At 48.0% G+C, this 12,613-nt stretch carries 19 protein-coding genes; 18 read left to right on the top strand and 1 reads right to left on the bottom strand.

The features are described from left to right. Positions 1-89: 89 nt before the first annotated feature. From DQN52_RS09450 to DQN52_RS09400, 11 genes are all read left to right on the top strand, one after another. Complete coding sequence (locus DQN52_RS09450) at positions 90-440, top strand: Mor transcription activator family protein (protein WP_003785065.1); 351 nt, start codon at positions 90-92, stop codon at positions 438-440. 235 nt (positions 441-675) lie between these two features. Continuing rightward, positions 676-1,767 (top strand): hypothetical protein, encoded by a 1,092-nt coding sequence (locus DQN52_RS09445; RefSeq protein WP_003785069.1) that lies wholly within the window; start codon positions 676-678, stop codon positions 1,765-1,767. A 15-nt stretch (positions 1,768-1,782) separates the two neighbouring features. After that, positions 1,783-2,715 carry a major capsid protein gene (locus tag DQN52_RS09440; protein ID WP_003785071.1) on the top strand — a complete coding sequence of 311 codons (933 nt, stop codon included), beginning with the start codon at positions 1,783-1,785 and terminating at the stop codon, positions 2,713-2,715. 48 nt (positions 2,716-2,763) lie between these two features. Beyond that, positions 2,764-3,096: a DUF2190 family protein gene (locus DQN52_RS09435; protein ID WP_003785072.1), complete on the top strand. Its 333-nt coding sequence runs from the start codon at positions 2,764-2,766 to the stop codon at positions 3,094-3,096. Between the two features lie 3 nt (positions 3,097-3,099). Further along, on the top strand, positions 3,100-3,354 hold the full coding sequence (locus tag DQN52_RS09430) for a hypothetical protein (RefSeq protein WP_003785075.1): 255 nt from the start codon (positions 3,100-3,102) through the stop codon (positions 3,352-3,354). A gap of 3 nt (positions 3,355-3,357) precedes the next feature. Next, entirely contained in the window at positions 3,358-3,783 is a 426-nt protein-coding gene (locus DQN52_RS09425; RefSeq protein WP_003785076.1) for a DUF1320 domain-containing protein, read from the top strand. Next, positions 3,784-4,284 carry a Gp37 family protein gene (locus tag DQN52_RS09420; RefSeq protein WP_003785077.1) on the top strand — a complete coding sequence of 167 codons (501 nt, stop codon included), beginning with the start codon at positions 3,784-3,786 and terminating at the stop codon, positions 4,282-4,284. 9 nt (positions 4,285-4,293) lie between these two features. Then, positions 4,294-5,685: a phage tail sheath family protein gene (locus DQN52_RS09415; protein ID WP_003785078.1), complete on the top strand. Its 1,392-nt coding sequence runs from the start codon at positions 4,294-4,296 to the stop codon at positions 5,683-5,685. A 15-nt stretch (positions 5,686-5,700) separates the two neighbouring features. After that, positions 5,701-6,216, top strand: coding sequence for a phage major tail tube protein (locus tag DQN52_RS09410; RefSeq protein WP_003785079.1), 516 nt, complete (start codon positions 5,701-5,703; stop codon positions 6,214-6,216). 133 nt (positions 6,217-6,349) lie between these two features. Then, positions 6,350-6,631 carry a phage tail assembly protein gene (locus tag DQN52_RS09405; RefSeq protein ID WP_003785080.1) on the top strand — a complete coding sequence of 94 codons (282 nt, stop codon included), beginning with the start codon at positions 6,350-6,352 and terminating at the stop codon, positions 6,629-6,631. Positions 6,632-6,683: 52 nt separating this feature from the next. Beyond that, positions 6,684-6,797, top strand: coding sequence for a GpE family phage tail protein (locus tag DQN52_RS09400; RefSeq protein ID WP_003792207.1), 114 nt, complete (start codon positions 6,684-6,686; stop codon positions 6,795-6,797). A 2-nt stretch (positions 6,798-6,799) separates the two neighbouring features. Here DQN52_RS09400 and DQN52_RS09395 read toward each other — a convergent pair whose 3' ends face one another. Beyond that, entirely contained in the window at positions 6,800-6,988 is a 189-nt protein-coding gene (locus tag DQN52_RS09395; RefSeq protein ID WP_032827925.1) for a hypothetical protein, read from the bottom strand. A 49-nt stretch (positions 6,989-7,037) separates the two neighbouring features. On the opposite strand from DQN52_RS09395, the gene DQN52_RS09390 reads away from it, so the two are divergent. From DQN52_RS09390 to DQN52_RS09360, 7 genes are all read left to right on the top strand, one after another. Further along, the gene (locus tag DQN52_RS09390) at positions 7,038-7,259 is read left to right on the top strand and encodes a hypothetical protein (RefSeq protein ID WP_032827923.1); all 222 of its coding nucleotides are present in this window, start codon (positions 7,038-7,040) and stop codon (positions 7,257-7,259) included. A gap of 222 nt (positions 7,260-7,481) precedes the next feature. Further along, positions 7,482-8,159, top strand: a complete 678-nt coding sequence (locus tag DQN52_RS11525; protein WP_003788929.1) for a phage tail tape measure protein — start codon at positions 7,482-7,484, stop codon at positions 8,157-8,159. 5 nt (positions 8,160-8,164) lie between these two features. Continuing rightward, positions 8,165-9,700 (top strand): phage tail tape measure protein, encoded by a 1,536-nt coding sequence (locus DQN52_RS09380; RefSeq protein WP_269148473.1) that lies wholly within the window; start codon positions 8,165-8,167, stop codon positions 9,698-9,700. After that, positions 9,700-10,599: a phage tail protein gene (locus DQN52_RS09375; protein WP_003785083.1), complete on the top strand. Its 900-nt coding sequence runs from the start codon at positions 9,700-9,702 to the stop codon at positions 10,597-10,599. The genes DQN52_RS09380 and DQN52_RS09375 overlap by 1 nt, the downstream gene beginning before the upstream one ends. Continuing rightward, positions 10,596-10,814: a tail protein X gene (locus DQN52_RS09370; RefSeq protein ID WP_003785084.1), complete on the top strand. Its 219-nt coding sequence runs from the start codon at positions 10,596-10,598 to the stop codon at positions 10,812-10,814. The genes DQN52_RS09375 and DQN52_RS09370 overlap by 4 nt, the downstream gene beginning before the upstream one ends. Next, positions 10,814-11,923 carry a phage late control D family protein gene (locus tag DQN52_RS09365; protein WP_032827571.1) on the top strand — a complete coding sequence of 370 codons (1,110 nt, stop codon included), beginning with the start codon at positions 10,814-10,816 and terminating at the stop codon, positions 11,921-11,923. Before DQN52_RS09370 ends, DQN52_RS09365 begins: the two co-directional genes overlap by 1 nt. Next, a complete protein-coding gene (locus DQN52_RS09360; protein WP_080733735.1) occupies positions 11,886-12,497 on the top strand; it encodes a phage baseplate assembly protein V in 612 nt (203 codons plus the stop codon). Before DQN52_RS09365 ends, DQN52_RS09360 begins: the two co-directional genes overlap by 38 nt. Positions 12,498-12,613 lie beyond the last annotated feature (116 nt).

The raw sequence follows: 12,613 nt of genomic DNA, 5'->3' as shown, positions 1-12,613 counted from the left end.
TGCCTGAATTATTGTAGAATATTGATTATATTGTTGATTTTTGAAACATCGTTTCACACAGTGAAATAAATCACACGAAAGGACAGCCTATGGCAGACACCCGAGTTCCCGAATTAGTCGCCGATTTAGAAGCGCAAGCCGTAGCTTGTTTAATGGAAAACGTCCCCACGCTAGACGGTCAGACCGCCACCATCATCAGCAAAAAATTATCGCAGCATTTAAGTTGCAACTGGGGCGGACAGTTGATTTACTTTCCCAAAAACCAAGGCGGCAAATTAGACGAGCGCGATAAACAAATCTATGCCGAGTTTAACGGCAAAAATCATCAAGAGTTAGCCAGAAAATACAATTTAGCCGTGCAGCAAATTTACAAAATCGTCAAAGCCGTTGAGCAGGCGGAAGCGTTAAAACGACAACAGGGCTTGTTTGATGATGATTAAAATCCCTAATTCAAACTACAATGCGGTCAGGTTCGTTTCTGACCGCATTTTTAACGCGTTTAAAACTTGGGTTGGGGGTTTGCTTGGGTTTGGGGTAAAACGCGCTATAAACGCGAATTTGAGTGATTTAGAAAAGCAGCTATTTTCAGGCTGCTTTTTTTAATGTGCGTTAAAAGTTTTTCAGGCTGCCTGAAAGCATAATCCGCCCTATCTAAACAGATAAGGGCGTTTTTTTATGCAATACGAAATTTTCCGCGCTGGCAAACGCAAAGACGCGCACGGCACGGAAGTAAACATCACGGTGCAAGATTTGCAGCAAGCCGCCAACGCCTATAACGCCAATTTTCACGAAGCACCGCTTGTTATCGGACACCCAACCCACAACGCCCCTGCGTTTGGCTGGGTGGAAAAATTATCCGTTCAAGGCGATGTGCTGACGGCGGATTTTAAGCAGGTGGACGATGGTTTGGTGGATTTGGTGCGACAGGGCAAATACAAAAAAGTGTCGGCAAGTTTTTATCCGCCTACGCATTCGGCGAATCCTGTGCAGGGGTCTTGGTATTTGCGACATGTTGGCTTTTTGGGCGCGGCTGCCCCTGCGGTTAAGGGTTTGGCGGCGATTGAATTTGCAGATGATGAAGCTGGCGTTGTGGTGTTTAGTGAAGATTTTGCAATGACACAAAACGCGATTGCCCGAACTTTTCGCCGTTTGCGTGAGTGGATTATTGGCAAAGACGGCATGGACGCTGCTGACCAAATTATCCCAGCTTGGCAGATTGGCGAATGGGAACGCGCCGCCACGCAGCCTGAAGTTGTAACCCCTGATTTTAACGAAACGGAAACAAAGGAAACCGATATGGCAACCGAACAAGAACTCGCGGCGGCAAATGCTGCTCGTGAAAAAGCAGAACGCGAATTGGCAGAATTGAAAGCCGCGCAAGCCAAAGCGCAACGCGATGCAGTACATCAATCCAATGCGAATTTTTGCGAAGAATTGGTTAAGGCTGGCAGCCTGAAACCTGCGGATAAAGATTTGATGAATAAGGTGCTGGATTTTATGTCATCGCCTGAACAATGCGCGGATTTCAATGAAGAAAACGCGCTGGTCAATTCATTCAAAGCATTTTTGCAAGGCAAGCAAACGATTGTTGAAACAGGCGAAATGGCAACACCGCAAAACGCTGGCAAAGCGCAAAGCTATTCAGGCAGTCACGATTTTGCGGAATATGCCGAACCCAACGCCTTATCGCATCATGAACGCGCTTTGGCGTTGGCAGCAAAAGAAAACATTTCCTACGAAGAAGCGGCTCGCCGCACAGCTCAATAACAGAAAGGTAATACGATGAGTGCAGCACATTTACGCCAGTTACGCGGTCAGATTGACCCTGTATTGACCCAGTTGGCGGTGGGTCATAAACAAGCCAAGTTTATCGGCGAGAAAATTATGCCTGTGGTGTTTACCGAAAAAGAAGGCGTGAAAATCCCGACTTTTGGCAAAGGCTCGTTTGTGGAATATCAAACAGAACGCGCGGTAGGCGCAGCCAGTAATGTGGTAAGCATGGATAAAACCGTACTGTTGCCTGTTGTGTTGGAAGAACACGATTTAGCGATTGGTGTGGATTACCGCGAACAAGCAGAAAGCCTGTTTGATGAACGCGCCAAAGCCACGCGTCGCGCCGTGAACGGCATTCAGTTGCGCCAAGAAATTGAAACGGCAACGCTGTTGCAAAGTAAGGCGACTTACGAGAGCGGTCATTACAAAGATTTGTCGGCAGCAACGAAATGGAGTGACAAAACCGCCAACCCAATCAAAGACATTGCAGACGCAAAAGAAGTGGTACGCGCTGCCTGTGGTATGCGCCCGAATGTGTTGGTATTGGGTGCGAGTGTGGCGCACGCTTTGTCGTACCACCCTGTTTTGCAGGCTGCTTTGGGTAGCAATGAACGCAAATTGATTACGCCTGATATTTTGAAAATTTTGTTTGAAGTAGATGAAGTGATTATCGGCAATGCGGTTTCTGCTCCTGCGCCAAATAAACAAACGAAAGACGTTTGGGGTGCATTTGCAGCGTTGATTGTCCGCCCGAAAATCATGTCAAACGGCAATGACGAAGGCGAGCCAAGTTTTGGCTACACCTTGCGCCGTCAAGGCATGCCGTTGGTAGACCGCTACAACGAAGTGGGCGGTAAGGTGGAATACGCTCGTTACACCGACATTCGCAAAGTCGCGGCTGTGGGTGGTGCGTGTGGGTTCTTGTTTGATAAAGCAATTTAATTTTCAGGCTGCCTGAAACAAAAGGCAGCCTGAAAGAAAGGTAAAAAAATGACACTAACTAAAAAAGTCGTTTTGGTGGCAACCACCACCGCCCATGCCCCAATCATCGCCAATCGCCTGATTGGTTTTGACGGCAAACAAGCCAAAGCCAATGCTCCTGTGTATGGCGTAACGCCACGCGATGCGGACGAAGGCAACAGCGTGGCGGTGGAATGTGTCGGCATTGTGCTGGTGGAAGCTGGCGGTGCGATTACCGCAGGGGCAAAAGTCGCGGCGGACGGCAACGGTTGCGCGGTGGCTGGAGAAAATAATGCGTTTGGCGTGGCGGTATCGGCTAAGGCGGAAGCTGGCGAATTAGTCGCCGTGTTGATGAAAGGCTAAAAAATGGCAAACAAATATTTGGCAAATACTCCCTTGATTTTGCAAAACGAAAATGGCGAAGACGTGCGCGTTGAGCGTGGCGAAACGGTGGTTTTATCGGATACGCAATATGCGGAAGTGGCGGCACACGTTACGTTGATTGAAACGACGGAAAAGCAGCCTGAAACGGCAGAGCCAAAAGACAATCAGCCTGCACAATCCGCACCCGAAGTAACGCAGCCTGAAAAGCCGAAACGCAATTCCAAAGCGGAGCAGTAAGTCATGTACATCAACGCCGATGATTTAGCCAAAGCGATGAGCAAGGCGGAGCTGGTGCAATTAACCAATGACGAGCCGCGAGCCACAGAGCCAAACAATGAGATTATTCAGGCAGCCATTGCCTATGCGTGTGATTTGGTGGACGGCTATTTGCGTGGGCGTTACCCATTGCCCTTGCAAGACGTGCCGACTGTGTTGCCGCCATTGTGTATCAATATTGCCCGACATTATTTGCATTCTCGCCGATTAAATCGGGCGGATTTTCCGAAAGTGCTGGAAACGGCTTACAACGCCACAATCAAGGCATTGGAGCAAATCCGAGACGGCAAAATCCACATCGGCGTTGATAATTTGGCAAAACAAGCACAGCCCGAACGCGGTTCGTATCACGTTCGCGGCGGTGTGAAACACGATTGGGACGGTTACTAAATGAGTGCAACACGCCCGATTATTGACGCGGTTGCCACGCATTTACAGGCAGCGATTCCGTGGGTTAGCGTGGACGTATTCCCCGAAAACCCTGCGGATTATCAATTTATCCACCCTGTTGGGGCGGTGCTTGTCGGTTATCAGTCTAGCAAATTCACTAAACTGGAAAGTTTAGGCTTGATTGCCCAGCAGCGTGATGTGGTGCTGCATTTGACGGTTATCGGCTCGCATTTGCATGGCGATGATGGCGCGTTGGCGATTTTGGACGAGGTGCGTTTGGCAATCGTGGGCTTTAAGCCGCCCAATTGTTTGCCGTGTAGCTTGTTGCAAGAACGCTTTTTAAGCGAAGACGCAGGTGCATGGCAATACGAATTAACTGTGCAAACCACCACGCAGCAAGTGCAAGTTTGCCAGCCTGAAAACCTACCTACGCTAACACAAGTCCATCATCGCCACACACAAGACCCACTCAATCCCCATTTAAAACCCCAAACGCCATAGGAGAACAACATGGCAGCAGCATTTCATCACGGCTCGGAAACCATTCGCATTGACGGAGGTTCTAGCCCAGTTTACACGGTGGACGGCGCGATTACCGCCATCATCGGCACAGCACCCACAGGCGCAGTCAATGAATTGACCGTTTGCCAAACCAGTAAAGATTTTGCCCAATTTGGCGCAGAGCTGACCAATGCAGGTTTTACCATCCCCAATGCCACGAATATTTGGACACGTTACAAAAGCGGCATTGCTTATGTGGTTAATGTGTGCGACCCAAGTAAGCACAAGACCACCGTAACCGATGAAGTTTTGGTGGTGGATAGTGATACCTTGTCTGCTAAAACCAAAAAACCTGCTTTGCAAAGCGGTTGGGTGGTAAAAGATAGCACGTCCACTTTGACTGCTGACCGTTATGCGCTCAACGCTTTGACTGGCGAAATCCAATTTAAAACCAAACCTACCGACCCTAAAATTACCTACACGCACACCGACCCAACCAAAGTAACCGAAGCCGACATCATCGGCGCGTATGTTGCGCAAACAGGCAAACGCACGGGCATGGAATTGGTAACCGAAGGCTTTAACCGCTTTGGTGCAGACGCGAAAATCATTATTGCACCTGAATTTGACAAGACCGCCACTTGCGCGGCTGCTTTAACGGTTTTGGCGGACAAATTACATGGCATTGCGTATTACGATGCGCCCAAAGGCACAAAATTGAGTCAAGCGATTACAGGGCGTGGCAATCTTGGCACCATCAATTTCAATACATCCAGCGACCGCGCACAATTGTTTTATCCGCACGTGATTGGCGTGTTGGGCGTGGAAAGTTTGGCGACCCATGCCGCAGGTTTGCGTATGAAAACGGACGTGGAACAGGGGTATTGGTTTTCAACGTCCAACCGTGAATTGTCGGGCGTAACAGGCTTGGAAATCGGTTTGACCGCTCGTGTGGACGACCCACAGAGCGAAACCAATCGCCTGAACGAAAAAGGCATCACCACCGTATTTAACAGCTACGGTACAGGCTATCGCTTATGGGGCAACCGCTTGGCGTGTTTCCCCACCACATCACACATCAAAAACTTTGAAGTGGCGCAACGCACAGGCGATTTGATTGACGAGAGCATTCGCCGTTTTGAGCTGCAATACATTGACCGCCCAATTGATGACGCGCTGATTGACAGCTTGACAGAAGGTATCCGCACTTATTTGAGTACGGTGCGCGGTATTGTCGGTTACAGCGTGAGCTTGGATTATGACTATGATTTGGCGGAAGCATTTAGCAAAGGTCAAGTGCCGATTGTGTATGACTACACGCCCAAGCTGCCGATGGAACGCGCCACCAATACCAGCGTGATGACGCGCAAATATTTAATCAACTTGGTTGGCAACAGCTAGGAAGGACGGTAGAAAATGAGCGTAATCAACGCAATTTACAATGCCAACGTGTATGTGAACGGTGTTTCGCAACTTGGTCGTGCAAAAGAATTTAAGCTGCCTGAATTTGAAATCAAGCAAGATGATTACACAGGTTTGGGTATGTTCGCTGGCGTGAAATTGCCCAGCGGCGTGGAAGCCCCCGAAGGCGAAATCACTTGGAATGCCTTTTATCCTGATGCGGCGCGGATTATTAACCACCCATTTAAAGCGGTGCAACTGATGGTGCGCGGCAATTTGCAAACTTTTGATGCGACTGGCTTGGCAAAAGAAGTGCCGATTGTGACCACCGTGTCGGCATGGTTCAGCAAAAACGCGCTGGGTGGCTACAAACCGCATGAAAAAGCGGAATTTAGCAGCACTTATCAGGCGGTGGAAATTCGTCAGGTGGTGGACGGACGTGAAACCTTGTATTTTAACGCACTCAAAAACGAATACCGCGTGGACGGTGTGGACGTGTTGAGCCAGTTCCGCAAAAATATTGGCGCGTAGAGTTTGATTTTTGAATTTAAAAGTCCTAGTGGGTTGCTGTCCGCTAGGACTTTTTTTAATGCGCGTTAAAAGCATTTCAGGCTGCCTGAAAATAAAATACACCTGTTTTTACGACATTTTTTAAGGAAAAATCATGACACAAGCACAACAAATCAAACAAGAATTGAACGGCGAAATCACGGTAACGCTGAAATATCCCATGCGCTTGGCGACAGGGCAAACGCTGAACAAAGTAACTGTGCGCCGTCCGCGTGTGGGTGATTTGCGTGCAGTCATGCACATCGGCAACGAGGCGGAACAAGGTTTGGCGTTGGTGTCGCGTGTTACGGGTCTTGTTCCCGAAGATTTGGATATGTTGGATTTGAAAGATTTGGAAGCCATTCAAGCCACATTTCGTAGCGAAGAAGACGAGTAATCCGAAAAGTTCGCAGCAGCTCAATCAAGAATTACTAGCTGCTTGCGCCGATATGGCATGGTGGTTTGGGTGGAGTGTGCAAGAGATTTACGATTTGCCATTAGATGAATTTGCCGACTGGCTAGATGAAGTCAATCGGCAAATTAAGGCGAAGTATCAGAAATAGGATTAGGCGTTGCGCTCACGTTCGGCAGCAATTTCGTGCTGTAAATCGCGGCAGTAGCCGTTATTGGTGTCGGCATCATCTTTACCAAACGCAGCGCGGAATACATCGGCAATGCCAGCCAATACCGTTGCTGCAAGCAATGGCAGAAACAGCAGCAAAGCCAAAACCATTATGCCCCAAATAAAAATCATGATAAGCACCTTGTCAATAAACAAGTTTTTAACACGGAAATTATAATACATGGCTTCAGATTTAAGTTTATCTATTAGCGTGTCGGCGGTGGTTGACGGCGCATTGTCGGGTTTAACCAACATCGGCAAGGCGATGAATACGCTCAAATCCACCACCACGAATTTAACCGCTAAACAAAAGGAATTAGGCGAATCATTAGAGCGCAATAAAGACCGTTTGAGCAGTACATCTGCCGCGCATTTGTGGCGGCAATACAATCAAGTTGGTTAAGCAATTGATAAATTAACGCGCAAACACGAACAGCTTGCCAAAATCGCAGCGCGTAAAATTGGCAATCAAGAACAATGGCAAAATTTAAAAGGGCAATGGCAAAACGCAGTCTCTGCGGCTGGTGCATTGATATTGCCTGTTAAGTTGGCAATTGATTTTGAAAGCGCGATGGCAGATGTTAAAAAAGTCGTAGATTTTGAAACACCCGAGCAATTTAAGTAAATGGGCAACGATATTGTGGCGATGAGTCGCAAAATCCCCATGGCCGCGACAAAATTAGCCAAAATCGTGGCGTTAGGTGGTCAATCGGGTATTGCCCAAAACGACTTGATGAGATTTACCGACAGCGCAGCCAAAATGGGCGTGGCGTTTGATGTCTCCGCAGAAAAAGCAGGGCAATCCATGGCGGAATTGCGCTCGGCATTCCAACTTGACCAAAGTGGCGTGGAAACGCTAGCCGATAAAATCAATTATCTGGGCAATACCACACCTGCTGCTGCCAAATGCATTATGGAAATTGTGCAGCGTGTGGGTGCGTTTGGTACGGTGGCTGGATACAACACAGGTACGGTGGCGGCACTTGGCGCAACCATGCGTGGTTTTGGTATTCAAGAAGAAATGGCGGCGACCAGTATTAAAAACATGATGTTGGCACTGGTGGCAGGGGAAACCGCCACCAAAAGCCAAAAAGCAACATGGAAAGAATTAGGGTTTGACCACGAGCAAATCGCCAAAGATATGCAAAAAGATGCGGAAGGCACTACGCTGAAAGTGCTGGAAGCGGTGTCAAAACTAGAAAAATATAAACAAGCATCAACACTGAAAGAATTATTCGGTAGCGAGTCCTTGTTGGGTATTGCGCCATTTCTTACCAGCATTGATACTGTTAAGAAAATTTAGAAGGTGTGAAGAGTGCCGCCAATTTTGACGGCTCAATGAATAAAGAATATGAAGCACGTGCCGCGACTACTGCCAATAATATTCAGTTGTTAAAAAACAGTTTGACGGGACTGGGCATTACAGTTGGCTCAATATTGTTGCCAGCCGTTAATCGTTTTGTTGTTTTGTCCACCAGCGTAGTCAATGCGCTGACCGATTGGGCGCAACAGCACCCTGTTTTAACCCAAGCGATTGTCGGCACAACTGCCGCTATTTTGGCGTTCATTTCTGGCGGTTTTGTCATACGTGTGCTGGGTAATCGTATGATGGCAGTATTGCTTTCGGTACGCGGTGGTTTTGCTGCTTTAAGTGCTAGCATTACTGCGGTTCGTGCAGTCATGCAAGGTGGTGTAGCGTTATCCTCGCTTGAAGGCAATTTAGGTAAGGTAATACGAGCGTTTACAACTGTTCGTACAGCGATTATGGCATTTAGTTTATCTTCCGCAATGGCTTTTGCCCCTGTATTGCTGGCGATTGCAGCGGTCGCGGCCGCAGCAGCGTTGATTTACATTTACTGGAAACCGATTAAAGCCTTTTTTATTGGCTTTTGGGACGGTTTTAAAGACGGTATTGCGCCCATTATGCCTTTGCTGGAAATGATAGGGGCTGGCTGGAAAGGTTTATTTGATTTGGCTGTGGCATTTGTGCAGCCGATTATCGCGTGGTTTCGTGAGCTGGGTTTGGTTAGCGATGAAACGGCGCAAAAATCGCAAAGCATTGGCTATTTTTTTGGCGCGATGTTGGGAACACTACTGGGGAATGTTCAAGCGATTGGCGGTGCGATTATCAACGGTTGGCGCATGATTTTTGATAGCCTGTTTAATGTGGTCTTTATGGTTATTGAACAGGTTAAATCCGTATGGCAAGGCGGATTAAGCAACATGGTTGCGCTGGTAATGAACTGGTCTATTTTGGGCGCAATCCGTGCCATTTTGAATGCGATTGCGGCATTGTTTGGCGGCGAAGTAGGCAGATGGGCAAGCTACGGCGCAAACATGATTGACGGCTTGATTAACGGCATTTCGGCTGGCATTGGACGCGTGGTTGCAATGGCGCAAAATTTGGCAGCGCGTGTGAAAGGTGCATTTACAGGCGCAATGCAAATTCATTCTCCCAGCCGTGTTTTCCGCTCGTATGGCGGATTTATGACCGAAGGCTTGGCGATTGGCGTAAACAAAAGCGCGGATAAGCCCATTGGCAAAATCCGCCAACTGGCAAGTAACCTAAAAAACCGTTTTGCCGAACGAATGAGCGGTTTTCGCAGCGATTTGTCGGCGCGGCTATCTGCCAATGCGGATAATTTAAGCCAAGCGCGAGCCGAATACAGCCAAGCACAATTCAACAATGGCGGTGCAATGACCATTCATTTCAACCCCACGATTAACATCAATGGTGGCGGTAATATGTCCGCACAAATGCAGCAAGGTTTACAAATGTCATTGTACGAATTTGAAAAAACGCTTGAACGTATGATGGCAGAAAAAATACGGAGGGCTTATTGATGTTTGCACAACTGGGCGATGTGAAATTTGAATTATTGAACAGTTTCACGACTCTTGAAGAAACCCACGCCGCCACTTTCGCCAAACACGATGTGTTGAAAGGCAGACCGCGTTTGCAAGCGATGGGTAATGATTTGACCGAGTTACGGTTCGGCATCAAATTGCATTGGAAACTGGGCGATGTGGACACGGCATACAAGGGCTTGATTGCCGCCAAAGAAGTCCAGCAAGCGGTAAGTTTGGTGTACGGTTCTGGGCGATTTGTCGGCTGGTTTGTGATTGAACGGCTGACCAGTCGCACCACGCAAATGGACGGCAATGGTCGCACGGCAGCGCGTGAATTGGACATTGAACTGACCGAATTTGTGGGCGACCCAAATAACCCACTTCCCACACCCGCAATTATTTCAGGCAGCCAAAATCCATTATTGGCAATGCTGCCTGAAAGCGCGAAAAGCCAAGTTTCGCCAATCGTAGAGAATGTGCAAAAAGCCGTGAAAGTCTATCGCACGGTGGAAAAAGAGATTGACGAAGCACAACGCTTGTTTCAGGCTGCCAAAGAGTTGCGCCATGACCCAGCAGGCGCATTGCATATTGTGGGTGATGTATTGGGTGTGGCAAGTGGTGCGTTGGGCAAATTAAACACACTGCCTGAAATCACCGCAAAATTGGGCGATTTAAAAGGCGTAGCCGAATTCGCACTACAAAGTAGCCAAGCGGCTTCGCAGCTGGGTAACGCGGTCGGTGAACTTCGTGCAGGATTTGACAGTGGCAATGTAGGAGATTGGCTAAATAACGGTGCAAACGCGATAGATGCTGCCGCTGAAAGTCTGCAAAACGGCACAGCAGCCGTGCAAGGTTTAATCGCATGGATTGCGACACGAAAGGATGCAACATGAACGGCGTTTTAATTTACACCACGCTCGATGGCGACCGTTGGGACACGATTGCGCATAAGCATTATGGCACCGCTTTTGAGATTGACCGCTTGATTGCAGCTAATCCGCATTTGCCGTTTGCGGAACAGTTTGAAAGCGGCTTGACCGTGTTTATCCCCGTCATACAGCAAAAAATACAACGTAATCAGGAGAAAATGCCGCCATGGTTGAGATAATGAATTTACTTTCAGGCAGCCTGAAAAGCGAAAACCAGCACCCCGTTACACGCCCTGATTTTGTTTTGCAATACGAACAAAAAGACATCACAGCCGACATCGCGCCCTATCTGTTATCGTTTACTTACACGGATTATTTGGGTGAACAGTCAGATGAATTGCAGGTTGAATTTGAAGATACGGACAGGCGTTGGTTGCATTCATGGTTTCCCGAACAAGGGGATAAATTGAGTTTGTCGGCTGGCGACCAGTTCACAGGCTTGATTAACTGGGGTAACTTTGAAATTGCGGAGATTGAATGGGAGCGCAGTCAAAACGGCGGCGACAGAGTAACACTCAAAGCATTAAGCACAGGCATTACCAAAGCCAATCGTACCCTAAAAGCCAAAGCCTATGAAAATACCACGTTGGCGGCGATTGTCCGAATGGTAGCCAAACGACTGAAATTAAACGTTTCAGGCAGCGTGGCGGACATCAAAATCCAACGCGTTACCCAATATCAAGAACGCGATATTGAATTTCTTACCCGATTGGCACATGAATATGGGCATACATTCAAAATTGTCGGCAACAAAACGCTTGTATTTGAAAGTCGTAAACAATTGGTAGAACGCAAAGCGGTGGCTATCTTGCAGCCTGAAAACTTAATCCGTATCCGATTGCGAGATGCGATTAAAAACGTTCCAACTGCTGTGGAAGTATCTAGTTTTAACCACAAAACCAAAAAAACCGTTCAGTCCACGAAAAAGACAAAATCGCGGCGTCAATCGCGAAAGAAACCAGCTAAACGCCCGACCACAAGCGATATGCTTAAAATTGTGGCACGTAGTGGCGAAAGTCAAGCGCAATTAAACCGCCGCGCCCAAGCTGCACTAGACAACGCGCAGGATGAACAATGCGCAGGCAGCGTGTCGTTGTTTGGTCATGCTTTATTGGTGGCGGGGCAGACGGTGCAATTAGTCAAAATAGGACATTTTTCAGGGAAATATTTGGTCAAACAAGCGCGACATGATTACAGCCATTCACGTGGTTATACGACTGAATTGGAAGTCAAAATGATTGAATACATAGATGAAGATACGGAGCAGCAAAATGTTCAGGCAGCCTGAAAATCATGATTTTACCGCCACATTGCAATTTGGTACGGTTGCGGAAATTGACGATAAAAAACACGCTGTACGCGTGGTGCTGCCAGCATTGGAAAATCTGCAAACTGATTGGCTGCCCATGATTACGCTGGCGGCAGGTGGCAATCAGTTTTACTGTTTGCCTGACATGGGCGCGTTGGTGGTTTGCCTGTTGGACGCGCGTGGCGAAAGTGGCGTGTGTTTAGGCGCGATTTACAATGAGGCTGACCCTGTGCCAGCGACTAGCCGTGATTTGCACGTTTTGCAATATGCCAACGGCACACGCATTCAGCACAACCGCAAAACGGGCGATATTTTGATTAAGACCAGTGGCACGGTTACGATTGATGCCGATTGTGTGATACAAAAAACGCTGGCGGTAAATGGCTTGCTGACTTACACGGCTGGTATGGCAGGTTCAGGTGGTGGCGGTGCAGCCGCAACGATTTCAGGCAGCTTGAAAGCAACAGGCGATATTACTGCTGGCAATATTTCGTTGCAAAACCATACTCACATGGAGCAAGGAGATGGTGCGCCAACTTCTGCCGCGCAGTAATCATTTTTGTAAACACGTTGTCAAAAATAGCCAAATTTCCCGACATCGGGAATTTTGTCCCCCAAGTCCTACGGATTGCGGCAGGACTTTTTTTAATGCGCGTTAAAAGTCAATAT

The sequence above is a fragment of the Kingella kingae genome, from assembly GCF_900475905.1.
Lineage (GTDB): Bacteria > Pseudomonadota > Gammaproteobacteria > Burkholderiales > Neisseriaceae > Kingella > Kingella kingae.
This window is presented reverse-complemented; position numbering and strand designations above follow the sequence as displayed.

What these genes read in the sequence shown, in the direction of transcription:
- DQN52_RS09450 (WP_003785065.1), top strand. Translation starts at nt 90, where the DNA reads ATGGCAGACACCCGAGTTCCCGAATTAGTCGCCGATTTAGAAGCGCAA.
- DQN52_RS09445 (WP_003785069.1), top strand. Translation starts at nt 676, where the DNA reads ATGCAATACGAAATTTTCCGCGCTGGCAAACGCAAAGACGCGCACGGC.
- DQN52_RS09440 (WP_003785071.1), top strand. Translation starts at nt 1,783, where the DNA reads ATGAGTGCAGCACATTTACGCCAGTTACGCGGTCAGATTGACCCTGTA.
- DQN52_RS09435 (WP_003785072.1), top strand. Translation starts at nt 2,764, where the DNA reads ATGACACTAACTAAAAAAGTCGTTTTGGTGGCAACCACCACCGCCCAT.
- DQN52_RS09430 (WP_003785075.1), top strand. Translation starts at nt 3,100, where the DNA reads ATGGCAAACAAATATTTGGCAAATACTCCCTTGATTTTGCAAAACGAA.
- DQN52_RS09425 (WP_003785076.1), top strand. Translation starts at nt 3,358, where the DNA reads ATGTACATCAACGCCGATGATTTAGCCAAAGCGATGAGCAAGGCGGAG.
- DQN52_RS09420 (WP_003785077.1), top strand. Translation starts at nt 3,784, where the DNA reads ATGAGTGCAACACGCCCGATTATTGACGCGGTTGCCACGCATTTACAG.
- DQN52_RS09415 (WP_003785078.1), top strand. Translation starts at nt 4,294, where the DNA reads ATGGCAGCAGCATTTCATCACGGCTCGGAAACCATTCGCATTGACGGA.
- DQN52_RS09410 (WP_003785079.1), top strand. Translation starts at nt 5,701, where the DNA reads ATGAGCGTAATCAACGCAATTTACAATGCCAACGTGTATGTGAACGGT.
- DQN52_RS09405 (WP_003785080.1), top strand. Translation starts at nt 6,350, where the DNA reads ATGACACAAGCACAACAAATCAAACAAGAATTGAACGGCGAAATCACG.
- DQN52_RS09400 (WP_003792207.1), top strand. Translation starts at nt 6,684, where the DNA reads ATGGCATGGTGGTTTGGGTGGAGTGTGCAAGAGATTTACGATTTGCCA.
- DQN52_RS09395 (WP_032827925.1), bottom strand. Translation starts at nt 6,988, where the DNA reads ATGATTTTTATTTGGGGCATAATGGTTTTGGCTTTGCTGCTGTTTCTG.
- DQN52_RS09390 (WP_032827923.1), top strand. Translation starts at nt 7,038, where the DNA reads ATGGCTTCAGATTTAAGTTTATCTATTAGCGTGTCGGCGGTGGTTGAC.
- DQN52_RS11525 (WP_003788929.1), top strand. Translation starts at nt 7,482, where the DNA reads ATGGGCAACGATATTGTGGCGATGAGTCGCAAAATCCCCATGGCCGCG.
- DQN52_RS09375 (WP_003785083.1), top strand. Translation starts at nt 9,700, where the DNA reads ATGTTTGCACAACTGGGCGATGTGAAATTTGAATTATTGAACAGTTTC.
- DQN52_RS09370 (WP_003785084.1), top strand. Translation starts at nt 10,596, where the DNA reads ATGAACGGCGTTTTAATTTACACCACGCTCGATGGCGACCGTTGGGAC.
- DQN52_RS09365 (WP_032827571.1), top strand. Translation starts at nt 10,814, where the DNA reads ATGAATTTACTTTCAGGCAGCCTGAAAAGCGAAAACCAGCACCCCGTT.
- DQN52_RS09360 (WP_080733735.1), top strand. Translation starts at nt 11,886, where the DNA reads ATGAAGATACGGAGCAGCAAAATGTTCAGGCAGCCTGAAAATCATGAT.